The sequence below is a fragment of the Luteococcus peritonei genome (genome assembly GCF_039526385.1).
Taxonomy (GTDB): domain Bacteria; phylum Actinomycetota; class Actinomycetes; order Propionibacteriales; family Propionibacteriaceae; genus Luteococcus; species Luteococcus peritonei.
This window is the reverse complement of record NZ_BAAAIX010000025.1, coordinates 22,559-45,761: the sequence shown is the minus strand read 5'-3', so window position 1 is coordinate 45,761 and position 23,203 is coordinate 22,559. Positions and strand designations below refer to the sequence as shown.

Below are 23,203 nucleotides of genomic sequence, written 5' to 3'. Positions count from 1 at the left end.
CCTGCCCGCGACCGCGGGCAACAGGACGACTCTCGTAACGACTGGACCTACGAAACGGGGTCAGCCCAGAGCCGGATGTCGTGGTGCTCACCGACCCGACACTGGGGCAGCAAGCAATCCATCACTCCCCCGAGTTGGGACCCATAGTGCGACACATCATGGTCCGACCGCTAGTGCAAGACTCCCAATCCTCACCTCCAGAAAGGCGTCTCAGGCGCCATTTCACGCCCGTAATGTGCGTAGAGACAGGGATCGGGCCTTTGCTAGCGACTTGAAAAATGTCGCACGAAGTCGTGAGCAAACCTGGCTTCACGCTGTGCGGCGTGCATGCCGAACACCGCCGACGGGTGTCATCAGCGCCTCGACCTCATCAACCCTCACGCGAATGATTCGGTTCCCCAAGCGGTAGGCGGTCAACTCACCACTGCCGATCCGTCTGCGCACGGTCCACACGCTGACTCCAAGGAGTTCCGCCGCGTCGGCGATGGTGACCATAGAACGCGGGGCCTTCGCTGTCTTCGCTTCATGGGTTCTCATGCCCTCACAAGACGCGCTCCATCGGACCGTGGCCATGCCGTAGGGGACGCATGGGGGAACGCCTAGTCAAACGAGCGTTCCCCCTCCGACTTTCAGCCGTGGCCTCGGGCCATCTCGGAGAGTCGTGCTGCAATCTCTGCATCCCGGTTGCGCGCAACGTGCTGGTACCTCATTGCCGCGCCCACTGTGGAATGGCCCATCCGGTTCATCAGCTCAGGGAGGGTGGCCCCCGCGACAGCGGCCATCGTCGCGCCCGTATGGCGAAGGTCGTGCCAGCGCAGGTCATCTCGCCCGGCCTTCGTCCTCGCCGGGTAGTACCAGCGATACAGCGTGCTGGTGGCCAGCTGTTCCCCCGAGTCCCGTCCAACGAATAACAGCGCGTCCTTCGCTGGGCCCACGAAGTCCTTGAGGTGATCGTGCACGGCGGGCATCACGTGAGGCGGAATGGTGACATCGCGGATGCCTGCCTGGGATTTCGGAAGGCCGACGATGGGGGCCTGGCCGGCGACTCTGGTTACAGCCCGACGAACTCGAACGACTTGTCGCGAGAGCACGATGTCACCTCGGCGCAGCTCCAGAATCTCACCCTGCCGAAGCCCGGTCCACGCAGCCAAGAGCACCGCGAGGCGGAGTCGTTCCGGCATGTGTCGCACGATGACTTCGAGTTCCTCCAGTGTCGCGGGCTCAGGCTCATGCACCCGCTTGACACTCCCCGCCCCGGGGATCATGCAGGGATTCCTCGTGAGGCCATCAAGCTCGCGCACGGCGCTATTCATGATCGTCCGGAGCAAGCTGTATGCGTGGGCGCGACTCGTCGGTGTCCCAGGTGCCAGGGACGCATACCAGGTGCGAACCCGGATGGGGGTGATCACGTCCAGGGTGAGCGGCCCGAAATGGGGCATGAGATACCGGTCCAGCAGCATCTCGTAGAGCTTTCGCGTCGCCGGCTTGAGATCTCGGCTCATTACCCAGGCGAGCGAATACTCCTCGAAGGTCGGCGGCCGCGAGCTTCGCTCATGTTCGAGACGCAGTCGAGGAGGAATCCAATCCGCTCTCGTACAAGCGTCTCGTTCATCGGCCAGCCAGCCCTCGGCCTCTGCCTTAGTCCTGAAGGTGTCAGGCGCCTGGTGTCGTACAGTGTCAGGACCCGTGTAGTAAGCCTGCCAACGCCCTGAAGGCAGCTTTCGCAGCCCGCCAAATCCTCGTCGGGAACCACTTGTCATCTTTCCTCCGCGTGCACTCCGCGTGCACTAACCGTGCACTTGAGAGCCTCCCAGAGCCGACTTCTGCACTCACGCATCAGGCTCTCCAGGACGGCATCTCCGCTTGTGGGAACGCTCTAACAAGGCAAAATGCCCCGCTCGGTGCCTAGGCTCAAGGGAGGTTCAAATCCTGTCCCCGCTACGAAGCAGAAGTGCCGTTGACAAGGTGAAACATCCGAAGTCAACGGCACTTCTTTTTTTGTCCGTGCACTCGGCGTGCACTTTCGCCCCGTCACCGGTTCGCCATGAGAGCGCCTGGGTCGCTGATCTGCTTCACCAGGTGGTCGCGTCCAATTCAAGGTGCACACGCCGGCAAGATGCCGTGCCACGATCGCCAGCCCATGCCGTTCCAGCACACCGCCATCGCGCCTGGCGCAGGGTGCCCGCGGTTCAGGACGACGTCATACCCGAGCGCCTGGTAGCCGTTGCCAAGCCGGCGAATCCCGTGGCCTGTCTGAGTTCCTCGTCGGCTGCCGGCATGGCTACACCCTGCCCCCATCGCCGCGGGCGGTGAAGGCGAAGGGCAGACAGTCCGTCTCCGCCACCGTGAGCACCTTCGCCTGCTCCATGGTGAACCACGACAAATCGTCGTGCTCGTCCGGCGCGCAGTTACTCGGTGTCCCCGACCACTGCGTCGCGACGAAGACATCCTTGTGACGGCCGCCAATGACTTCGTACTCCGCAACGCGGACGACCTGGGTCAATTCGACACCCAGTTCCTCTCGGCATTCACGCCGTGCCGTCTATAGGCGATTCGCAGTCCTCGAGATGGCCTCCGGGAAGGCCCAGCAATCGGGATAGTTCTCGCGATCCGGCCGACGATGTACCAGCAGGACGTGGCCATCTTGAACCAGTGCGACGACGGCGATGCAGATCATGGTGCCTCCTGAACTGGTGTGTTGGCTTGGTCGCGCCGGGCTTGATGCTCCACCACGACAGCGATCAGCTCCTCCTCGAGGGGCCACCAGACGCCGATGGCCCCTCCGAGGATCAGCGCCCACCCGGTTTCTTGGTCGCCGCCCTTGATCTTGTCCCGCTCCGACAGCTGCCGCCCCCAAGCCAGTCCAGCAACCAGCCTCGCCACCGCAGCCTGAGCTCCCCCTGCAGAGACCGTTGGGATCTGTCAAGATGACAGGATGCAGCCCCGGGCCTTGTCAGTGGGAGGTGCGGGCCTGCCAGGCGGAGGTCACCATCTGGTCGATGTCGTGGCGCATCCTCCAGTCGATGTCACGCGCCGCGGGCGAACCGTCGGCCACGATCCGGGCCGGGTCGCCCGCACGACGCTCGCCGATCACCGGCTCGAAGCTGTGCCCGGTGCCGCGCTGCATCGCGTCCATGATCTGCCGCACCGAGAGCCCGTCGCCGGAGCCCAGATTGTAAACCGGCTGCAGCTCGCGTCCCTCGGTCATCGACAACGCCTTGGCCTGGGCGGCAATCAGCCACTCGCCGATCAACTTGCTCTCGCCGTAGGGCGACTCGGGGTGGAGCTCGCAGCCCTCGGTCACCAGGTCCACGTCGGGCGTGCTGTAGACGGCGGCCGAGGAGGAGAACACGATCTTGTGGACCCCGGCGTCGTTCATGGCCTCCAGCACACAGGCGGTGCCCTGCACGTTCTGCGAGTAGGTGTGCAGTGGCTTGGTGACCGACACCCCGGCGTACTTGTAGCCGGCGATGTGCATCACGCCCTCGACGTCGAGGTCGCGCATCGTCTCGCGCAGCAGTTGGGTGTCCTGCACCTGCCCCTCGACGAAGGTCACGCCGTCGGGCACGAACTCGCGGTGCCCACTGGACAGGTCGTCCAGCACGACGGGCTCGATCCCCTCCGCCAGGAACGCCCGCACCACGTGCGCACCGATGTAACCGACTCCGCCGGTGACCAACCAGGTCATGGGCCCGTCCTTTCGTGGTTTGGGCGGGGCGCCCGGTGTCGAGTGCCCCGCCCCGGTGGTGGTGTGGGTCAGGCGGTGGCGGGCCGCACGGCGCGCAGTGCGTGGTTCGCCTTTTCCACGTTGAGCCGGCTGAGGAAGAACAGGATGATGCCGGTGGCGATGGCCGGGATCCACAGGTACATGAAGTAGAGCATGGTGATGGTCGAGTCGGGCTGGGTGGTGGCCTTGCCGACGTAGCCGCTGGCCGCCAGGAGCCAGCCGGCCAGGGCGGTCCCGACGCCGCCGCCGATCTTCACGCCGAGGGTGGTGCAGGAGAACATCATTCCGTCGATGCGCTTGCCGGTGCGCAGGAAGCTGTACTCGGAGGCCTCGGCGATCAGCGCGTTGAGGGTTCCCTGCAGGGGGCTCATGCCGAACGACGCGATCGCGGAGCAGGCGATCATCAAGGGGATGTTGCCAAGGTAGCCGCTGGCCACCACGCCGAGCCGGCCCACCAGTGCGATGACGTAGCCCCACACATTGACCTTGAACATCTCGCCGTAACGCTTCACCAGCGCGGGGGTGAACAGCAGGCCGATGATGAGCGGAATGTTGATGGCCCACGCGAACACGCCCAGCTTGGTGGCGTCGCCCAGGATGTAGGTCATGAAGTAGATGCCCATGTTGAGGGTGGCGGTGAAGATCTGCTGCACCAGGAAGATCACCAGGATGATCAGGTAGTACTTGTTGCTGAGCAGGATCCGGGCGCCCTCCTTGAAGGTGTACTTGTCCGCGACACCAGTCTCGCGACCCTCGTCGAGTTCCTCCGGGGGGAGCTCCTTGACCGACATCACCGAGATGGTGTTCACCACCAACCCGATGACCGCGTAGATGATCGCGATCCAGCGCCAGCCGTCGGCGCCGCCACCCAGCGCGCGGACCCCCTGCACGGTGAAGGTCTGGATGAGCATGCTGGTGGTGAAGGCGAACATGAACCGGATGGAGCCCATCTGGACGCGTTCTGCGGAGTTCTTGGTGATGAGCGCGGTCAGCGCCGAGTAGGCGATGTTGTTGGCGGTGAAGAAGACGCTGTTGAGCAGGGTGTAGGCGATGAAGAACCACACGTACTGTGCGGTGTCACCCAGCCCCGAGGGGATGGCATAGCAGGCCACCAGGGTGATGGCGCAGCCCACATAGGGCCACAGCATCCAGGGCCTGGCCTTGCCCATGCGGGTGTGGGTGCGGTCCAGCAGGGCGCCGAAGCCGAGGTCGGTGACGCCGTTGAACAGCTGCGCGATCATCATCAGGGTGCCGATCACGCCGGCATTGAGGCCCATCTGGTCGGTCAGGTAGATCATCAGGAAGGCCGACAGGAAGGCGTAGACGACGTTGCCGGCAACGTCGCCGGAGCCGTAGCCGATCTTGTTGCCCCAGGTGAGGTAGGTCTTCTGCGCCGTTGGCGCAGCGGGTGTGGTGCTCACGGTGGTGCCTTTCGGTGGGGGTGGTTGGGGTCAGTCGGTGACGGGCAGCAGGGTGAGGTCGACGTGGTACTCGTCGTCGTCCACCCGGTACTGGGGTAGCAACACGGGGCCGCAGCTGTTGGAGCCGATGCCGGCGATGGCGTGGTCCAGGCACAGCACGGTGTGGCCGCTGGGCTGCAGTTCGACGTCGTGCCGGGCTGCGGTGAGCTGTTCCTGGGTGTACGGCGAGGCGTTGAACGAGAACGGTCGGGCGGCGCTGACCTGTAGGCCCGCCCCTCCCCCGGTGATGCTCATCCAGTCGCAGTCGCCGCGGCTGCCGCCCTCCTGCGGGCACAGGTAACCCACCTGCAAGTCGTCCACCGTGGCCTGGTAGCGGCCGTGGCGGCTGGCCTGTCGCTTGTCGGGGTAGTTCTCGTGGGGGCCGAGGCCGGCCCAGCCCACCTGGTCCATGGCCTGTGGCAGGAACAGCCGCAGCCCGAGCCGGGGCAGGGTGGGGAACCCGTCGGAGCGGCGCACGCACATCCGGCAGGTGATCCGCCCCGCACCGTCGATGCTCCAGGTGGCCTCGATGCGGAGGATGGGCTGGATGGTGGGCGCCACCAGCGCCATGGACGCGGTGACCACCGCCTGGCCGTCGCCCACCTTCGCCTCGCAGTGGTAGGCGCGGGTGGTGGTCTGGTCGTAGCGCGCCCGCTGCCACTCGAGGCGGATACGGCTGTCGTTGTCGGTGGGGGCGCGCCACACGTTCACCTCGGCAGGCCGCTCCAGCAGCTCGGCGCCGGCCACCTGCAGTGACGTGGGCAGGCCGGTGGCCTTCGCGAACACGTAGCGGAACGTCTCGCCGGAGACGACGATGTCGTCGCCGTCGTCGACCACCTGCGGGGACGGCCCGTCGGCGGGGGCAGCGATCCGTGCGGCGTGCTGGTTGCGCGGGTCGGCCGTGGCCAGCTCCACCTCGTCGAATCCCAGTTCCTGTCCGGCCTCGCGGAGCGCGTCGCCCTGGCGCAACCGGTACTCCAGGCGCAGCTGGCAGCGGCCCGCCTCGGGCAGCCGCGGCCGACAGGTGACCTCGGCCACCTCGTGCGGCGCCACCGGCTGGTCCAGGACGAGGGGTTGGGACTCGACGACCTCTCCGTCGCAGACCAACTGCCAGGAGATGTCCACGGCCTGGTCGAGGTGGGTGAAGTCGAGGTCGTTGCGCAGCCGGAGCAGACCGCGGGCCTGGTCGTAGGAGACGACGCGGGCGGGGCGCTGCACGTTCTTCAGCTCCAACAGCCCGACGTGGGGGCGGCGGTCGGGCCACACCAACCCGTCGACGCAGAAGTTGCCGTCGTGGACGGTCTCGCCGGAGTCGCCGCCGTACAGGTAGCGGGGGCGGCCGTCGTCGGTGTGGCCGTCGAGGATGGCGTGGTCACACCACTCCCACACGAACCCGCCGCACAGCCGCGGCTCGTCGAGGATGACCTTCCAGTAGTCCTCCAGGTCGCCGGGGCCGTTGCCCATCGCGTGGCAGTACTCCACCAGGATGAGCGGCTTGTCGGGATCGCTGTCGAGGTAGTCGCGCATCTCCTGCTGGGAGGGGTACATGCGGCTGAACAGGTCGATGTTGGAGTAGTCGTAGCGCCGCTTGGAGTCTCGGTAGTAGGAGCTCTCGTAATGGCTGAGCCGGGTGGGGTCGAAGTCCTTCATCCATTCCAGCGCCGCCTCGAAGGTGCAGCCGTAGGCGCACTCGTTGCCGGCCGACCAGGAGATGATGCTGGGGCGGTTCTTCTCGCGCTGCACGCACAGCTGGACCCGGTCGACGGTGGCCTCGGTCCAGTCCGGGTTGTCGGCGATTGGCTCATTCCAGTGTTCGACGACGTTGTCCCACGCGTCGTCGGCCAAGAACTGCGTCTGGGTGCCGTGGCTCTCGTTGTCGGCCTCGGACATCACCAGGAAGCCGTAGCGGTCGCACAACTGGTAGAAGCGCGGGTCGTTCGGGTAGTGGGAGCTGCGCACCGCGTTCACGTTGTGCTGGCGCATCATCCGCAAGTCGCGCACCATGTGGTCAAGGTCCACCACCGGCCCGGTGGCCGGGTCGGAGTCGTGACGGTTGACGCCGCGCAGCGTGACCGGCGCGCCGTTGAGTGTCAGGACGACGTCAGTCACGGCGACCTCGCGGATGCCCACTTCGTCGGTGATCACCTCGCCGGGGGTCTCGATGAGCAGGGTGTACAGCTGCGGGTCCTCGGGGTTCCACAACCGCGCCTCGGCCACGTGGAGCTCCGCCGCGTGGGTGTAGCCGTGCCGCTCCGTGGTGGGCGCCATCGCGGCCGCCGCCACCTCGGCGCCGGCGGCATCCAGCAGCCGCAGCCCGGTCTCGACGGCCTGGTCGCGGTAGACACCCCGCACCAGGACCGTCGCGGTGCCGTCCGGACCAACTGCGGTGGTGGTGAAGTAGTCGAACAGGACCTGGTCGGGCCGGTCCACCAGGTACACGTCGCGGAAGATGCCGCTGGTGCGGAACTTGTCCTGGTCCTCCAGATAGGTGCCGTCGCACCACTTGAACACCAGCACCTGCAGCCGGTTGCTCCCCTCACGCAGCGCGTCGGTCACGTCAAACTCGCTCGTGGCGTGGCTGACCTGGCTGTAGCCCACGTAACGGCCGTTCAGCCACACGTAGAAGCAGGAATCGACGCCCTCGAACACCAAGGTGGTGCGCGGTGCCGCCGGGTCGGCGGCGTGGTCGAAGTCGACGACGTATGCGCCACACGGGTTGTCCTGCGGCACGAACGGCGGGTCCAGCGGGATCGGGTACCGCACGTTGGTGTACTGGTGAGCGTCGTAGCCGGTGTGCTGCCAGGTGCTCGGCACGCTCACCGTGTGGTAACCCGCCGCGTCGAAGCCCTCGCTGCCGAACCCCTCGTCGAGGTCCCGGACGCTGGTGCAGTAACGGAAGGACCACTGCCCGTCGAGGAGCTGCACCCGGTCGGAGTCCTGACGGGCGGCGACCACGTCACGCAGCGGTGTCGAGGCGGGCATGTAGTAGGCCCGGGCCGGTAGCGTGTTCTCATGCAGGACGGCCAGGTCCTGATGGTGGTTGGGGACGTTCATGACGGTTTCCTCCAGGAAAAGGGGTGTCGTCGGCCACCCGGCCACCCGGCACGGGTGGTCGACGACGGTGGGGTGGGGTGGGTTGGTGGGCTGTCAGCCCTTGGTGGCGCCCATCGTCAAACCGGCGACGAAGTGCTTCTGCAGGGCGAAGTAGATGACCAGCGTCGGCAACGCGATGATGATCGACCCGGCCGAGACCAGGTTGTTGTCGGAGAAGAAGGTGCCGGCCAGGTTGGTCAGCGAGCTGGTGATCGGGAACTTGTCGCCGTTCTGCAGCAACACCGTCGCCCAGAAGAACTCGTTGTAGATCCAGGTGGTCTCCAACGTGGCCAGGGCGGCCAGCGACGGGCGGCACAGGGGCAGCGTGAGGCGCCAGAACTGCGCCCACAGGCTGGTGCCGTCCACCATTGCCGACTCGTAGATCTCCTTGGGCAGCGCCTTCATGAAGTTGCTCAGCACGAAGGTGCAGAACCCGATCTGGAAGGCGACGTTCACCAGGACCAGGGCCAGGTGGGTGTTGAGCAGGGTGCCCGACTCACTGAGCCAGAACGGCACCTCGATCTTCTGGAACATCTTGAACACCGGGATCAACAGCGCCTGGGGTGGCAGCAGGTTGCCGGCCAGGAACAACGCCAGCATCACGGTGTTGAACTTCCAGCTGAACCGGGCGATCACGAATGCCACCATGCAAGACAGGAACAGGGCGAGGACGACCGCCGGGATCGTGATGATCGCGGAGTTGATGAACTTGTGGCCGAAGGCACCCACCTCCCACGCCTTGATGTAGTTGGAGAAGGTGAACCCGCCGAAGCTCAGGTAGGCGTGCTGAGCGGTGCACTGGTAGCTGCGCAGCGAGGCGAGCACCGCGTACAGCAACGGGAACAGCCACAGCAGGGCCATGATGCCCAGGAAAACGTGGGTCGCGATGCGGCCCTCGGTACTTCGACGTTTCGGCCTTCTCACTGACCGCGATCGCGGAGGGATGGGCCTGCACGTTGGTCATCTGGGCCTCGGCACTGCCCAGGTAGGGCAGGAACGTCTTGGCCCCCTTCTCGTTCTTCGGCCGCTTGCTCAGCACGTATCCGTCGGTGGGCGCCTCGATCGCGCCGGAACCGATCGTCGAGTCGATCTCGGGGAACACGAAGAAATCGAGATCGTCCTGTTCGGCACCCGCAGCGAACTGCTGAGCCATGAAGGTGGCCAGGTAGTACATGCCGGTCTGGCCCTTCTGCAGGCTGCGAGCCGCTTCCTGCCACGTACGGCCCATCGCGTCTGGCTGGCGCAGCGGCAGCAGTCCGCGCCACACGTCGAAGACGTCCTGAACCTTCTTCTGCGACCAGTCCTGCTTGCTAGACATCAACCCGATGTGGAACGGGTAGCCGTTCTGGCGCATGTTCAGGACGTCGAACAGGCCCATCGCCTCCCAGCCGTCCTTGTCGGCCATCGCGAACGGCACCAGGCCGTCCTTCTGCATCTTCGCCGCGAGGGCCTTCAGCTCGTCAAAGGTCTTCGGGACCGTGTAGCCGTGTTTGGTGAAGACGCTCTTGCGGTACTGCACCACCCACGGGTAATAGGTGACCTCACCCGAACCACTACCACTCCCCCCGCCGGAACCGCTGCCGCACCCGGCGAGGCCGACCGCACCCGCAGACAAGGTGCCGAGCAGCAGCGAGGGGCGCCAGATGCCGCTCACCGGCGCGGACAGCAACGTGGCGAGGTACTCCGCCTCCGATTGTGGGCGTGTCATGGTGACCTTCTTCCTCCGTTGGAATGACCGGCGGCCTGTTACCGGTAACAGCAGTGACGGTACACCATGCTGTTACCGGTAACAAGAGGTGGTTGGGAAGTCACCTGGCGCGGTGGGGCGCGGCAGTCGAGGCGCGGATGACCAGTTCGCTGGAGAACGGGTACTGCTCCATGGCGGGCGGGCTGCCCAGCCCCTCGCCGGCCAGCAGTGCCTGCACCGCACGGCGGCCCATGGCGCCGAAGTCGATGGCGATCGTGGTGAGCGGGGTGGCATAAAAGGCCGCGTCGCGCAGCCCGTCGTAGCCGGTGATGCTCACGTCGTTGGGGACGGACAGGCCGCGCTCGCGGAGCCAGGACATCGCGCCCAGGGCGATCTGGTCACTGGCGGCCACAATCGCGGTGGGATGGTCGTCCAGCGGGAAGTGCCGCATGGCGTCGTATCCGTTCTCCGCACCCCAGGGCCCTTCAGTGTCGCCACAGTCCACCAGGCCCAGCTCGGCCACCGTGTCGCGATAGGCGGTCCTGCGGTTGCGACCGGAGGGCCACTGCGTCGGCCCACCCAGGTAGAAGAAGCGTTCGTGCCCAAGTCCCGCGAGGTGGCGCACGGCCCGGGACATGGGGTGGCGAAGCGCCATCGGGTGCCCACTGGGGATGTCCGGCTCCACCTCGATCATCCACGGGGTCTGCAGCGAGGATAGGTCCATCCGCTCGAGGACCATGTCGGGGGGTGAGAGCACCATCACCCCCGCCAGTGAGGCTCGGTTCATCATCTGCAGTGCCGTGTCCACCGACTCCCGGTCGTCCACGTCGCAGCGGATCATCTCCAGCAGATGGCCGGACTGACGCGCTGCCTCCGCCGCGCCGGCCAGGACGCGCTGCGGCGCCCAGTCATCCACGTCGAACACCAGGGCCCCGATGCGGCTCGGCTGGCGCGAGGCCAGCTCGCTGGCCGTGTCGTTGTAGCGGTACCCCAGCTCGGCGATGGCCTGCGCCACCTTCTCCTGGTTCTCGGGCATGATGCGTTCGCCTCGCAGGTAGCGCGAGACCGTCATCTGGCTCACGCCCGCGTGGGCAGCCACGGTCCAGATCGTCGGCCCGGGCCGACGGGGCTTCCTGGCAATCGGCATTGGCGCTCCTGGATGTCTGACCGGCGGCTATGGCTGCAGTTGTTGGGCGGCAGCCCTGCTCTCACGACGCCCCGCACTGCTCCGGGGCGACGGGGTCAGCATACTTCCGACACCCTTTCCCGTGGGATGTTTGCGACCCCACACTGGCGCGACAGGACCGAGAATCGCGGTTCCCGTGGCCCTGAACACTTGACGAAGGAGTCGTGTTAGCGCAAACATGCATGCACTCACACGGTTTCGAGCGGCATTCAGCGCGACGAGGCGCGGACCATCACGGAGAGGCAGGGCATGGCGCAGGGGCAGGGCATGGCGCAGGGGCAGGGCATGGCGCAGGGGCAGGGTGCATGGAGCGACCAGGACGGGGCGGGGCGGGTGCTGTCGCTCTTCTCGGAGGGGTTCGGGGGCTCGTCCCACGGGGTCTGGGCCTCGCCCGGTAGGGTGCACCCGATCGGTGACCACGTGGACTACAAGGGTCGGCTATCCCTGCCCGTGGCGTTGCCGCACCGCACGTTCGTGGCGGTGTCGCATCGTCAGGACGGCAGGGTTCGCCTGGCGACGCACATGGATGCCAAGGTCCCGCGCTGGGAGGGTGTGCCTCACGAGATTGTGCCCGGGCGCGTCGACGGATGGGCCGCCAACGCGGCGGGGCCCGCCTGGGCGCTGCGGCAGGCGGGATTGGACGTGCCCGGATTCGACATGGCCATCACCTCCAGTGTTCCCGTGGGGGCAGGGTTGTCCTCGCCGGCGGCCATAGAGCGCGCGGCGGCGCTGGGGTTGTCCGCGGTGGCCGACCAGCCGTTGCCGTTGGGTGACGACGATGCGGGCCGGGCGCCCCTGGCCCGCCTGTGCGTCCGGGCAGAGAACGAGGTGGCGGGTGCGCCGACGGGGGGTCTCGACCAAGCCGCGTCGCTGCGCGCTCGGGCTAGGCACGCGTTGCTGTTGGACTGCCGTGACATCAGTGCGAGTCAGGTGGAGCTGCCGCTGGAGCGTCTGGGTCTGGAACTCGTGGTGATCGACACGCGAGCCAGCCACAGCCTGAGCGACGGGCAGTACGGTCAACGACGCGCCGACTGCGAGGCGGCCGCCATGCTATTGGGCGTTGAGTCCCTTCGGGAGTTCGCCGACCGTACGGACTGGTCCGCCCTTGACGGTGAGCTGGCCGCGCTGCCGGGGCGGCTGCGGCCACGGGCACGCCACGTCGTCACCGAGATCTGGCGGGTGACTGGCTTCGTGGATGCCGTACGGAGTCCTGACGTGGAGCGGGCCGGCCGGCTCATAGTGGAGTCACACGTCTCGTTACGCGACGACTTCGAGCTCAGCGTGGCGGAGCTCGACTGCGCGGTGGAGGCGTCGCTCGCGGCTGGCGCCGTGGGGGCGCGGATGACCGGAGGCGGGTTCGGCGGCAGTGTCGTCGCCCTGGTACCCCGAGACGCGGTGGCGTCGGTGGCCCGCTCGGTGGTCGCAGAGGCCGAGCGCTGCCGCCTGCCCGAGCCCGAGGTGCACCGCGCCAGTGCCGGCGAGCCGGGGCGGAGGATCCTGTGAACGACACCGGCAAGGGCACCAGCCGCCGCGGCGGCATCGGGTGGAGTGATCGTCCCACCGCCAAAGACGTCGCCGTCCTGGCTGGGGTCTCGACACAAACCGTCTCGCGCGTGGCCAACGACACCGGCAACGTGTTGCCTGAGACCCGGCAGCGGGTCCTCGAAGCCATGGCCCGGCTCGGATACTCCCCCAACGCCGCCGCTCGCGTGCTGCGAGCTGGCCGGTCCAGCAGCCTCGCCCTGGTCGCGCACCACATCAGCCGCACAGGTGAGGCGAACATCATCGAGGCGGTCTGTTCCACCGCCCGCGAGCACGGCTACGACGTGCAGCTGACGATCGCCCCCAGCGGCTCAGCTGCGGACCTCAACCAGGCCATGACCCGCTCCAGGCAGGGAGCGGCTGGCCTGGTCGTCCTCGGCCTGGAGACCGCCGCAGTCAACCAGCTTCGCTTCCCGCCCAACCTGCCGGTGGTGGTGGCTGATTCCCGCACCTTGTCGTTGCCGAGCGTCGGCTCGGACCAGGCGGGCGGGGCCAAGCTGGCGGTGGAACACCTGCTCGCCACCGGTGCCTCCACGGTCCACATCGTCGCCGGCCCTGAGAACTCGGTGCAGTCCACGCAACGCGTCGCGGCCTGGCGAAGTGTCCTGACCGCCGCCGGGTGTCCAGTCCCGCCCGTCCTGCACGGTGACTGGAGCCCCGCCTCCGGCTACCAGGCTGCACAACAGTTGGCGGACGATCAGCAGGTGCGCGCGGTGTTCGCAGCCAACGACGAGATGGCTGCGGGAGTCCTGCGGGCCCTCCACGAGGCTGGACGCCGGGTGCCCGAGGACGTCCGGGTCGCCGGGTTCGACGACGTCTCCGCCCCGTGGCTGTGGCCACCGGTGACAAGCGTGCGTCAGGACTTCTCAACCATTGGAGAGCTACTCATCTCGCTTCTGCTTGACCAGCTCGACAACCGGCCAGAGCCCGGAGCGGTGCCCGTAACCCAGTCCGTGGTCGTCCCGGCCCAGTTGATCGTGCGGGGCAGCACCATGGCCACGGCAACGGACGGCCATTGGTAGACCGCGCTGAGCTTCGGAAGTAGGGGCCACAACCACCACCCCGCAGGCCGTCGAGGCCACCGGGGAGACTGGGCTTGGCGGCAGGCTGCCGGCGAGGTCTCGCTCGTGCTGCGGGGTCTCCCGCCCCGGCGAGATCAGACCCCTCAGGACTCGCTGGTGTGCGGCGATGAGGTCGGTGGTCATCCGGGGGGTGAAGGCAGCGGGCCTGGTGGCGCCAGCCGACCGCTGATAGGTACACGGCCTCAACAGTTGTTGTTGCAGGGCGTGACGATGTCGGAGGCGGCCCGCAGGGTCGGGGTGAACCGCAAGACCGCGAAGCGCTGGCGCTACGGCCCCACGGTCCCCACAGCCAACGGGTGGGTGCTGCACTATGCCCCCGTGATCCTGCTCAAACCAGCCACGCCTGCCTCGCCTCGTTACCTCAGCCTGGACGAACGAATCCGGATCGCGGACCTGCACCGTGACGGCCACAGCCTGCGCGCGATCGGCAGGCTCATGGGCCGGCCGGCGTCGACCATCAGCCGCGAACTCACATCCAGCAGCAGCCCATCGGGCCGCTACCGCCCGCACCAGGCACAACAGCGCGCGATGGCCCGCAGGCCCCGGCCGCGCACCAGTCGCCTGGCCCAGGATGCTGTGCGGCAAGGTCGCGTCGGATGCAGCGCAGGTGTGCCCACTCCTCGAGGACCACGCGGATGCAGTCACCGACGCTGGGACGCCACTTCCCCTGCGGATCCCACGGGTTGCGGGCCGCCTGGTCGAGTTGGGACTGGGTCACCGTGTCCAGGAAGTCCTCGACCATGCGCTGGCGCTCGGCGCGGACGGCCAGGATCTCGTCGAAGTCCTTGGCCGGGCGCATCCGCGTCATGTCGAAGCCCATCTCCTGCGCACCGTCGAAGACCTGACCGATCGGCTGGAAGGGCTCCGGCTCCTGCTGGATGCCGGAGCGCAGCCAGGCATCGGTCACCAGGACGAGGTGGCGCAGGGTCTGCGACAGCGACCACTCACCGCGCACCGTGGCCTCCCGCAGCTCGGCCGGGGTCTGCTCCACCGTCGCGGCCCAAGCGGCCTTCACAGCCTGGAAGCCCTCCCGGAGGCCCTCGGGATCGTTGGTCTCCATCAGTTCCCGGCCCGGGTACTGCCGGTTCAGCTCCGCCTTCACCAGCGGCACCACGTCGACGCCGTTGACCACCAGGCTGCCGAAGAACAGATCATGGCTGTCGATCTCGAGCCGGTCGACATCGCACTCACGAATGGTCAGGCCTTGCAGGTTGGAGAAGCGGACCAGCGCATCGGCAGCATTCGCCTGGATCAAGGTGGTGCCGGTGAAACGTGCCTGGTGCAGGGTCTGCCCGCTGAAGTCGGCCGCAGCCGGTTCGGTCGTCATGGCACGAGTGTGCCCGAGGCAGCCGACCCATGGTGGAGGGCAAGGCATGGAGCCCACCGATCCTCAGGGCAGGCAGCTGATGCCGGCCGGGAAACGGGGTTCCCGGCATCTCGCCGCTGCGGCAGACTGGCGTCACGCCAGCGAGAGGATCCCGATGACCAGCCGGACCGCGAACTTCTGCTTCGATGCCGCCGACCCCAAGGCCCAGGTGGCCTGGTGGGCCCAGGTCCTGGACGACTTCGTCCCCGACGAGGAGCAGGGCGACGAGGAGGCCGGGCTCACGGGCCCGGGTGGCCGCTGGATGGGCTTCCTGCGCGTTCCCGAGCCCAAGACTGTGAAGAACCGGATGCACCTGTGCCTGCGCCCGGTGGACCGCAGCCGCGACGAGGAGGTCGAGCGCCTGCTCGCGCTCGGCGCCACCATGGTCGACGACCTGCGCCAGCCCGACCAGGGTTGGGCCGTGCTGGCCGACCCGGAGGGCAACGAGTTCTGCGTCCTGCTCCGTTCCGCCGACGAGGCGGGGATCCGGCGCGACTGATGGCCACTCTCCACGGCCGGCGGCTGCTGGCCCTCACCGTGGCCCTCGAGGTCGCCTGCTTCCTGGCCTTCTCGGTCACCTGGGGCAACCAGAACCCCAAGCCGCTGCGAACCCTGCTGATCCCCGTCACGATCGGGCTGCTGGCGGCCTTCTGGAACCACCTGCGCTCCCCCGGTCCGGACCCCAAGGGCTCCCCGTGGACGGCGCTGCTCGCCTGTTCCGGCCTGGCGGTGGTCCTGCTGGCCTACATGCTCGCCACCGTCGTCGAGGCCTTCCAGGTGGGCTTCTGAGCGCCGACCGACGCGCCATGACATGACGACGGGGCCGACGGGGATCTCCCCCGCCGGCCCCGCGCGTGCCCAGCTCCGTGATGGGACTCAGTGGGCGTTGAGCGTGGCCTCGTCGAACTTGTCGCGGCCGTCGAGCACGGCCTCGGCCTTGCTGCGATCGAACTCACCCACCCATTTGCCGATCAGCAGGGTGGCCAGCGCGTTGCCGGTGAAGTTGGTCAGGGCACGCGCCTCGGACATGAACTTGTCGATGCCCACGATCACGCCCATGCCCTCCAGCAGGGCGGGCTTGTGCGCCTGCAGGCCGGCCGCCAAGGTGGCCAGGCCTGCTCCGGTCACGCCGGCAGCACCCTTCGAGGCGATGATCATGAACAACAGCAGACCGATCTGCTGCGGCAGGCTCATCGGCATGTGCATCGCCTCGGAGACGAACAGCGCCGACATCGTCAGGTAGATGGCGGTGCCATCCAGGTTGAACGAGTAGCCGGTCGGCACCGTGATGCCCACCACCGACTTGCCCACGCCCGCGTGCTCCATCTTCGCCATCAGTCGCGGCAGCGCCGTCTCCGAGGACGACGTGGAGAAGATCAACAGGTACTCCTTGGCCAGGTACTTGAGCAGCTTCAGGATGTTCAGCCCGGTCACCACCTTCAGCAGGGTGCCCAGCACGATCAGGATGAACAGCGCGCAGGTCAGGTAGAAGGCGAACATCAGCTTCAGCATGGCGCTGACCGCGGACCAGCCCGTGGCGCCCACGACGGCCGCGATGGCGCCGAAGGCTCCCAGCGGGGCCACCCACATGATGTAGCCCAGGATCTTGAAGACCACGGCCTGGATGTGGCCGACGGCCTCCAGCACCGGGGTGCCGCGCTTGCCCAGCGACTGCACCGCGAAGCCGACCAGGAGCGCCACGAACAGGGTGGGCAGCACCGGGATCGACGGCGGGATGATCTCCATCAGGAAGTCGAGCGTGCCGTGGGCGGCGCCACCGCCCGAGGAGGGCTTGTAGGGCTTCGGCTTGAGGCCGTCGCCGGGATGCACCAGGTTGCCGACCACAAGGCCGATCGCGAGCGCGAAGGTCGACATGGTGATGAAGTAGCCGAGCGCCAGGCCGCCCACCTTGCCGACGGTGGCCGCCTTGGCGATGGAGCCGATGCCCAGCACGATGGTGCAGAAGATCACCGGGGCGATGATCATCTTGATCAGCTTGATGAAGGCGTCACCCACCGGCTTCCACTGCACCGCGGCGGAAGGCCAAATGATGCCGAAGGCGATGCCCAGGATGACGGCGGCGATCACCGAGATGTAGAGCCAGTGGGTCCGGTCCTTCTTCGGCGCCGGCGGCTCCTCGTGGGCGGTGACGATGTCATGGCCGTGCGGGTTGTTGGGATACATCTGTTCGTCGTTGTAGATGGTCATGCGCTTCCTTCCTGGCGCCGTCTGCGTGCGCGAGGTGGGCGGCGGTCATTGCCACCCGGGCACGGGCGCCGGTCACATGGACGTTCCAGCAGGAAGCACCCTCTCACACAGAGGCCGGACCTCTGTGCTCATGCCAAACTCGCGCGAACCAGATCCCGTCCGCTCCCCACCCCAGGCGTAGGGGTCGACGGGACAAAGCGTCGGGTGGCTAGTCGGTGGCGCCGTCGGCCCCGGCCGCGTCGTCCTCCAGGGTGATCGCCGCATTGACCAGTGCCAGGTGGCTCAGGGCCTGCGGCAGGTTCCCGACGTGGTCGCCGGTCTCCGGGTCGATCATCTCGGCCATGATGCCCACGTCGTTCGGGACGGTGGTCACCAGCTCGTCCATCAGCTCGGCCGCCTCCTCACCGCGGCCCACCTGGTGCAGCGCCGAGACCATCCAGAAGGAGCAGGCCACGAAGGCCCCCTCCTCCTCTCGCATGCCGGAGTAGCGGTACAGGTGCGGGCCGTGGCCCAGCTCGGCGCGCAGCGCGTCGATGGTGCGCGACATCCGCTCCCCGCGGTCGAAGCCGCTGATGGCGTGCAGCAGGATCGAGGCGTCCAGCTCCTGCGAGCCGGGATACCAGGTGTAGGTGCCGCGCCGCTCGTCCCAGCAGTTCTGCTCCACCCACGCGCGGATCTCGTCGGCCTCGCACTGCCAGCGACGGCTGTCGCCCGGGATCTGGCCCGCCTCTGCGAGCCGCACCGCGCAGGTCAGGGCCTCCCAGCAGCCCAGCCGGCTGGTGGTGTAGTGGCGCTGCTCGGGCAGCTCCCACATGCCCGCGTCGGCGCGCCGCCACCAGTCGCAGGCCATGTCCGCGATGTCGGCCAGGCTGCGCCCGGTGGGGGTGTCGAGCACGTTGCCGTTGTCGACGTAGAGCCGCACGAAGGTGAACAGGTCCCCGAAGATGCCCAGCTGCAGCTGGTCTGCGGCGGCATTGCCGTCCTTCACCGGGCCGTGGCCGCGCCAGCCGGGTGCCTCGGTGGCCTTCTCCTCGGCCGGGGGCAGCTGGCCGTCGAGGGTGTAGAAGATCTGTGGCTGCGGCCCGTGCTCGCGCACCCGGCGCAGCATCCAGCTGATCGCGGCATGGGTCTCCTCGCGCAGCCCGAAGCGGAAGAGGGCCTTGAGGGCGTAGGCGCTGTCGCGCACCCAGGCGAAGCGGTAGTCCCAGTTCTTCTCCGCCGTGGCGGACTCCGGCAGCGAGGTGGTGGCCGCGGCCGCCACCGCCCCGGTGGGTGCGTGGATCAGCAGTTTGAGCGCCATCGTGCTGCGCTCCACCGCCTCGCCCCACCGTCCCCCGCAGGGCAGCTCACCGCTCCAGCGCTGCCAGGACTCCACGGTCCTGTCGATGCCGCGGTCCACCGCCTGCGGATCGGTGAGGAAGAGGGGCTCGTCCTCGGTCGCCACCAGGCCCACGACGTGGTGGGAGCGGTGCCGGCTGGTGAAGCGCACCCGGATCTCCTCGCCCTCCACCTCCACCTCGGTGTCCTCGCCGGCCCGCACCGCCAGCGTCAGCCCGTCGAGGCGCAGCACGTAGCCGTGGACGGTCTCACGCAGCCACGGCGAGGCGGTACGCAGCGCCGTGCCGGGGCGGAAGATCGCGGTCATCGTCACCTGGCCACGCAGACCCTCGACGCGGCGACCCAGCTCCGCCCAGGGCAGCCGGCCCGCCACGCCCGAGTTCAGCGCATCGGTCACCCGCACCGCGCCGGCCTCGGTGGTGAAGGTGGTGGTCAGCACATTGGTGCCGGCCACGTACTCGCGCTCGGTGGTGAAGGGTGCATCGGGCCGCAGCGAGAGCTGGCCGCCCAGCTCCGCGTCCACCAGGGCGCTGAAGGCCGGCACCGCATCCAGGGAGGGCAGCGGCAGCCAGTCGATGTCGCCGTCCTGGGCCACCAGGGCCACGGTGCGCCCGTCACCCAGGGCTGCATAGCTGCGCAGGGGTGCATAGCCCTGCTCGTCGCGCAGGCTGGTGCCCAGGTCGGTCTCGGGGGATCGCTTCGCCATCCGTCGAGCGTAGTTGCGCTGAGGGCGATCAGGAATCCACCCCTGCGGATGGCCCGATCCCTGTCAGACCCCGCCTAGCGTCGACAGGGCAGGCGACAAGAGGCGTCGCCCGGACCGCGACCACAAGGAGACCCATGGCTTCCCAGGACGCCGACAAGACCACCACCGACCAGCTCACGCTGCAGGACCCGGTCAAGCGCTACCCCACCATCACTCCCCCGGCCGAGGCCCTGCCCGGCACCGGCCTCGACGCCGAGATGACCCCCAAGGCCGACCTGGGCGAGGAGTCCTACCGCGGCACGGGTCGGCTGGAGGGCCGCAAGGCCCTGATCACCGGCGGCGACTCCGGCATCGGTGCCGCCACCGCCATCGCCTTCGCCCGCGAGGGCGCCGACGTGGCCATCAACTACCTGGAGCAGGAGCAGGCCGACGCCGAGAAGGTCAAGCAGGTCATCGAGGCCGACGGCCGCACCTGCGAGCTGATCCCCGGCGACCTGCGCGACAAGCAGTTCTGCGCCTCGCTGGTGGAGCAGGCCGTCAAGGCGCTCGGCGGACTCGACATCCTCGTGAACAACGGCGGCAAGCAGGTGGCCACCGGCGGCATCGAGGAGATCACCGACGAGCAGCTGGAGGCCACCTATGACGTGAACATCCTGGCGATGTTCCGCCTGGTACGCGCCGCGCTGCCCCACCTTGAGGCCGGCTCGACGATCATCAACACCACCTCGATCCAGGCCTACCAGCCCTCCGAGTCGCTGATCGACTACGCCTCCACCAAGGCCGCGATCAACAACTTCACCAAGGGCCTGGCCGAGCAGCTGGCCCCCAAGGGCATCCGCGTCAACGCGGTGGCCCCCGGACCGATCTGGACCCCGCTGCAGCCCTCCGGCGGCCAGAAGCCCGAGGACCTGCCCGAGTTCGGCCACTCCACCGGCCTGGGACGGGCCGGCCAGCCCACCGAGCTGGCCCCGGCCTATGTCTTCCTGGCCTCGCCGGAGTCGTCCTACGTGATCGGCGAGACGCTGCACGTCAACGGTGGCATGCCCACCCCGTGATCCCCGGTGATCCCGGCCGACGGCCCCCGCGAGCTGCGCGGGGGCCGTCGCACGTCATCGCCTCTTCCGCGGTGGCTACAGTGGCACCCATGCCGCAAGCACTGACGCTTCACTACGAGATCGACGAGGTCACGCTGCCCAACGGGCTGCGGGTGGTGGCCAATCCCGATCCCTCCTCGCCCTCGGTGGCCGTGAACCTCTGGTACCACGTCGGTTCGGCCGACGAGATCAGCGGACGCAGCGGCTTCGCGCACCTGTTCGAGCACCTGATGTTCCAGGGCTCGGCGCGCGTCGGCTCCGGTGAGCACCTGTCCGCCCTGCAGGCCGTCGGCGGTCACGTCAACGCCACCACCTCCTTCGACCGCACCAACTACTTCGAGACCGTGCCGACCGGTGCCGCCGAGCTGGCGCTCTGGCTGGAAGCCGACCGGTTGGCCTCGCTGGACGTCAGCCAGGAGAACCTGGACAACCAGCGCGAGGTGGTCAAGGAGGAGAAGCGGCAGCGGTACGACAACCAGCCCTACGGCGACCAGCTCAGCCTGCTGCTGGCGCTGAACTTTCCCGACGACCACCCCTACGGCCACACCACCATCGGCTCCATGGACGACCTGGACGCCGCGAGCCTGGCCGACGTGCGCGACTTCTTCACCACCTGGTACCGCGCCTCCAATGCCGTGCTCAGCCTGGCCGGCCCGCTGACCAGCGCCGAGGCCTTCGACCTGGCCGAGCGGCACTTCGGACACCTGCCCGCCCTGCCCGCCCCGGAGCGCCGCCGGGCCGAGCCGCTGCCGGTGCACACCGGTGTGCCCCACCTGGAGGTGCGACGCGACGTCCCACGCTCCGCCCTGCACCTGGGCTGGCGCACCCCCGACCTGACCCACCCCGACCACCTGGCCGTTGAGCAGGCGCTCGCCGTGCTGGGCGGCGGGCCCGCCTCCCGGCTGCACAAGCTGATGGTGCGCGAGACCGAGACCGCCGAGGGAGTCGGCGGATCGCAGTTCGACCTGGCGCAGGGCACCGGCCTGGCCCTGGTCAGCGCCCGGGGACGCGAGGACCACGGCCTCGACGAGCTGGAGGAACAGGTGCTTGCCGAGCTGGAGCGGCTCGCCGCCGACGGGCCCACCGAGGCCGAGCTGGACCGCGCCAATGCCGCCTACGAGCGCGAATGGCTGGGCGAGCTGGCGCAGGTCGACAACCGCGCCGACCAGCTGGGCGCCTTCGCCACCCTGCAGGGCGACCCGGGCCTCGTCAACGAGCACCTGGGCCGGATCCGCGCCGTCACCGCCGAGCAGGTGGCCCGCGCCACCCGCACCTGGCTCGCCCCCGAGCAGCGCAGCGTGCTGCACTACCTGGCCAACCCCGAACAGGAGCAGGCATGAGCAACGCCCCCGAGCGCCCCGAGGTCCGTCCCGCCGAGGGCTGGCAGTTCCCCGCACCCCGGATCCGCAGCCTCGACAACGGCCTGCAGGTCTGGGTCTTCCAGCTGCCCGGCCAGCACGTGGTCAGCTGCGAGCTGGTGATGGACATCCCGCTGTCCGTCGAACCCGCCGAGCTGGAGGGCGTCGCCACCCTGGCGCTGCGCTGCAGCGACGAGGGCACCGCGGCGCACCCCGGCGAACAGCTGGTGGAGGCGCTGGAGTCCTGCGGCGCCGCCTACGAGGGCCATGCCAGCGCCAGCGCCACCATCGCCAGCCTCGACCTCCCGAGCACCCGGCTGGAGCAGGCGCTGCCGCTGTTCGCCGAGATCGTGCGCACCCCGAGCCTGGCCGACGGCGACGTGGAGCGCCACGTGGCGCTGCGGCTGGCCGAGATCGAGCAGACGCTGGCCAGTCCGCCGTCGCTGGCAGCGCTGGCGGTGCGCCACCTGCTCTTCGAGGCCGACAGCCGCGAGACCCGGCCGCAGGGCGGGCGGGCCCGCACCGTCGAGCGGGTGGATCCCGCCGCCGTGCGCGACTTCCATGCCCGCTGGTGGCGTCCCGAGGGGGCCACCCTGGTCCTGGCCGGCGACCTGGGCGAGCAGGTCGACGAGCTGGTGGACCGCTGCTTCGCCGACTGGCAGGGCGTCGAGCCGCGAGCCAGCCACCTGGTGCCGCTCCCGGCCTCGCTGGCCGGCCACGACGAGCAGGGCCGGCGCATCGTGAACCTGGTGGACTCCCCCGGCGCGGTGCAGGCCGAGCTGCGGGTGGCCGGGCTCGGAGTGGACCGGTCCAATCCCCAGTTCGGGCCGCTGCAGGTGGCCGCCACCGCCATGGGCGGCTCCTTCGGCAGTCGGCTCAACACCCTGCTGCGCGAGGAGCGCGGCTACACCTATGGCGCCCACTGCTCCGTCGCCCCCGCCCGGCTGGGCGGCACCTGGGCGGTGAGCACCAGCGTCCGCAACGAGTGCGCCGTCGAGGCGCTCACCGACACCCTGCAGGCCATGGAGCTCGACGAGGAGGGCTTCGTCATCGACGAGGTGGCTGATGCCGTCAGCTACCTGGTGGGCATCGCCCCGCTGCGCTACGACACCGCCGGCGCCATCTCCGGCCAGGCCGCCAGCCTGGCCGCGGCCGGGTGGACCCCGGACTTCGTCAACCTGCACTTCGCCCGGGTGGCCAAGGTGACCCCGTCGGCCGCCACCCAGGCCTGGCGCCAGGTGATGGCGCCGGAGCGCAGCCACGTCGTGGTGGTGGGTGATGCCGCCCAGCTGGCCGGTCCGCTGGAGTCGGCCGGCTACGCGGCGGTGCCGCTGGAAGCCGCAGAGCTGGGCTGAG

The 23,203-nt window shown here is 68.5% G+C and carries 18 protein-coding genes and 2 pseudogenes; 8 read left to right on the top strand and 12 right to left on the bottom strand.

Features of this window, described 5'->3' with window-relative positions:
• Positions 1 to 309: 309 nt before the first annotated feature.
• From ABD073_RS15565 to ABD073_RS09775, 9 genes and pseudogenes are all read right to left on the bottom strand, one after another.
• Positions 310 to 495, bottom strand: coding sequence for a helix-turn-helix domain-containing protein (locus tag ABD073_RS15565; protein ID WP_386778168.1), 186 nt, complete (start codon positions 493 to 495; stop codon positions 310 to 312).
• 134 nt (positions 496 to 629) lie between these two features.
• Positions 630 to 1,760, bottom strand: a complete 1,131-nt coding sequence (locus ABD073_RS09810) for a tyrosine-type recombinase/integrase (protein ID WP_343874137.1) — start codon at positions 1,758 to 1,760, stop codon at positions 630 to 632.
• Positions 1,761 to 2,281: 521 nt separating this feature from the next.
• A pseudogene (locus ABD073_RS09805) lies at positions 2,282 to 2,530 on the bottom strand (NUDIX domain-containing protein); the annotation flags it as partial.
• Positions 2,531 to 2,953: 423 nt separating this feature from the next.
• The gene (locus ABD073_RS09800) at positions 2,954 to 3,688 is read right to left on the bottom strand and encodes an NAD-dependent epimerase/dehydratase family protein (RefSeq protein ID WP_343874135.1); all 735 of its coding nucleotides are present in this window, start codon (positions 3,686 to 3,688) and stop codon (positions 2,954 to 2,956) included.
• A gap of 68 nt (positions 3,689 to 3,756) precedes the next feature.
• The gene (locus tag ABD073_RS09795) at positions 3,757 to 5,148 is read right to left on the bottom strand and encodes an MFS transporter (protein ID WP_343874133.1); all 1,392 of its coding nucleotides are present in this window, start codon (positions 5,146 to 5,148) and stop codon (positions 3,757 to 3,759) included.
• A 30-nt stretch (positions 5,149 to 5,178) separates the two neighbouring features.
• Positions 5,179 to 8,241 carry a glycoside hydrolase family 2 TIM barrel-domain containing protein gene (locus tag ABD073_RS09790; protein ID WP_343874131.1) on the bottom strand — a complete coding sequence of 1,021 codons (3,063 nt, stop codon included), beginning with the start codon at positions 8,239 to 8,241 and terminating at the stop codon, positions 5,179 to 5,181.
• 93 nt (positions 8,242 to 8,334) lie between these two features.
• Positions 8,335 to 8,880, bottom strand: coding sequence for a carbohydrate ABC transporter permease (locus ABD073_RS09785; RefSeq protein ID WP_343874129.1), 546 nt, complete (start codon positions 8,878 to 8,880; stop codon positions 8,335 to 8,337).
• On the bottom strand, positions 8,777 to 9,988 hold the full coding sequence (locus ABD073_RS09780) for an ABC transporter substrate-binding protein (RefSeq protein ID WP_343874127.1): 1,212 nt from the start codon (positions 9,986 to 9,988) through the stop codon (positions 8,777 to 8,779). Before ABD073_RS09780 ends, ABD073_RS09785 begins: the two co-directional genes overlap by 104 nt.
• A gap of 100 nt (positions 9,989 to 10,088) precedes the next feature.
• Positions 10,089 to 11,066: a LacI family DNA-binding transcriptional regulator gene (locus ABD073_RS09775; protein ID WP_343874125.1), complete on the bottom strand. Its 978-nt coding sequence runs from the start codon at positions 11,064 to 11,066 to the stop codon at positions 10,089 to 10,091.
• 336 nt (positions 11,067 to 11,402) lie between these two features.
• Here ABD073_RS09775 and ABD073_RS09770 point away from each other — a divergent pair, with 336 nt between their 5' ends.
• The 3 genes and pseudogenes from ABD073_RS09770 to ABD073_RS15560 form a co-directional block, all read left to right on the top strand.
• Positions 11,403 to 12,656, top strand: a complete 1,254-nt coding sequence (locus ABD073_RS09770) for a galactokinase (RefSeq protein WP_343874122.1) — start codon at positions 11,403 to 11,405, stop codon at positions 12,654 to 12,656.
• Positions 12,653 to 13,717 (top strand): LacI family DNA-binding transcriptional regulator, encoded by a 1,065-nt coding sequence (locus ABD073_RS09765; protein ID WP_343874121.1) that lies wholly within the window; start codon positions 12,653 to 12,655, stop codon positions 13,715 to 13,717. The genes ABD073_RS09770 and ABD073_RS09765 overlap by 4 nt, the downstream gene beginning before the upstream one ends.
• Positions 13,718 to 13,987: 270 nt before the next feature.
• Positions 13,988 to 14,236, top strand: a pseudogene (locus ABD073_RS15560) (helix-turn-helix domain-containing protein); the annotation flags it as partial.
• A gap of 10 nt (positions 14,237 to 14,246) precedes the next feature.
• Here ABD073_RS15560 and ABD073_RS09760 read toward each other — a convergent pair.
• On the bottom strand, positions 14,247 to 15,104 hold the full coding sequence (locus tag ABD073_RS09760) for a DinB family protein (protein WP_343874119.1): 858 nt from the start codon (positions 15,102 to 15,104) through the stop codon (positions 14,247 to 14,249).
• Positions 15,105 to 15,258: 154 nt separating this feature from the next.
• Here ABD073_RS09760 and ABD073_RS09755 point away from each other — a divergent pair, with 154 nt between their 5' ends.
• Together ABD073_RS09755 and ABD073_RS09750 are read left to right on the top strand one after the other, a co-directional pair.
• Complete coding sequence (locus ABD073_RS09755; protein WP_343874116.1) at positions 15,259 to 15,642, top strand: VOC family protein; 384 nt, start codon at positions 15,259 to 15,261, stop codon at positions 15,640 to 15,642.
• Positions 15,642 to 15,932 (top strand): hypothetical protein, encoded by a 291-nt coding sequence (locus tag ABD073_RS09750; RefSeq protein ID WP_343874113.1) that lies wholly within the window; start codon positions 15,642 to 15,644, stop codon positions 15,930 to 15,932. The genes ABD073_RS09755 and ABD073_RS09750 overlap by 1 nt, the downstream gene beginning before the upstream one ends.
• An 87-nt stretch (positions 15,933 to 16,019) precedes the next feature.
• Here the strand turns inward: ABD073_RS09750 and ABD073_RS09745 are convergent, their stop codons facing one another.
• Positions 16,020 to 17,351 carry a cation:dicarboxylate symporter family transporter gene (locus ABD073_RS09745; protein ID WP_343874111.1) on the bottom strand — a complete coding sequence of 444 codons (1,332 nt, stop codon included), beginning with the start codon at positions 17,349 to 17,351 and terminating at the stop codon, positions 16,020 to 16,022.
• 208 nt (positions 17,352 to 17,559) lie between these two features.
• Positions 17,560 to 19,395, bottom strand: a complete 1,836-nt coding sequence (locus tag ABD073_RS09740; RefSeq protein WP_343874108.1) for a glycoside hydrolase family 15 protein — start codon at positions 19,393 to 19,395, stop codon at positions 17,560 to 17,562.
• A gap of 134 nt (positions 19,396 to 19,529) precedes the next feature.
• Between ABD073_RS09740 and ABD073_RS09735 the strand changes: the two genes are divergently transcribed.
• The 3 genes from ABD073_RS09735 (at position 19,530) to ABD073_RS09725 (ending at position 23,202) form a co-directional block, all read left to right on the top strand.
• Entirely contained in the window at positions 19,530 to 20,450 is a 921-nt protein-coding gene (locus ABD073_RS09735; RefSeq protein ID WP_343874106.1) for an SDR family oxidoreductase, read from the top strand.
• Between the two features lie 89 nt (positions 20,451 to 20,539).
• Entirely contained in the window at positions 20,540 to 21,829 is a 1,290-nt protein-coding gene (locus tag ABD073_RS09730; RefSeq protein WP_343874105.1) for a M16 family metallopeptidase, read from the top strand.
• Positions 21,826 to 23,202 carry a M16 family metallopeptidase gene (locus tag ABD073_RS09725; protein WP_343874103.1) on the top strand — a complete coding sequence of 459 codons (1,377 nt, stop codon included), beginning with the start codon at positions 21,826 to 21,828 and terminating at the stop codon, positions 23,200 to 23,202. Before ABD073_RS09730 ends, ABD073_RS09725 begins: the two co-directional genes overlap by 4 nt.
• Position 23,203: the final 1 nt, after the last annotated feature.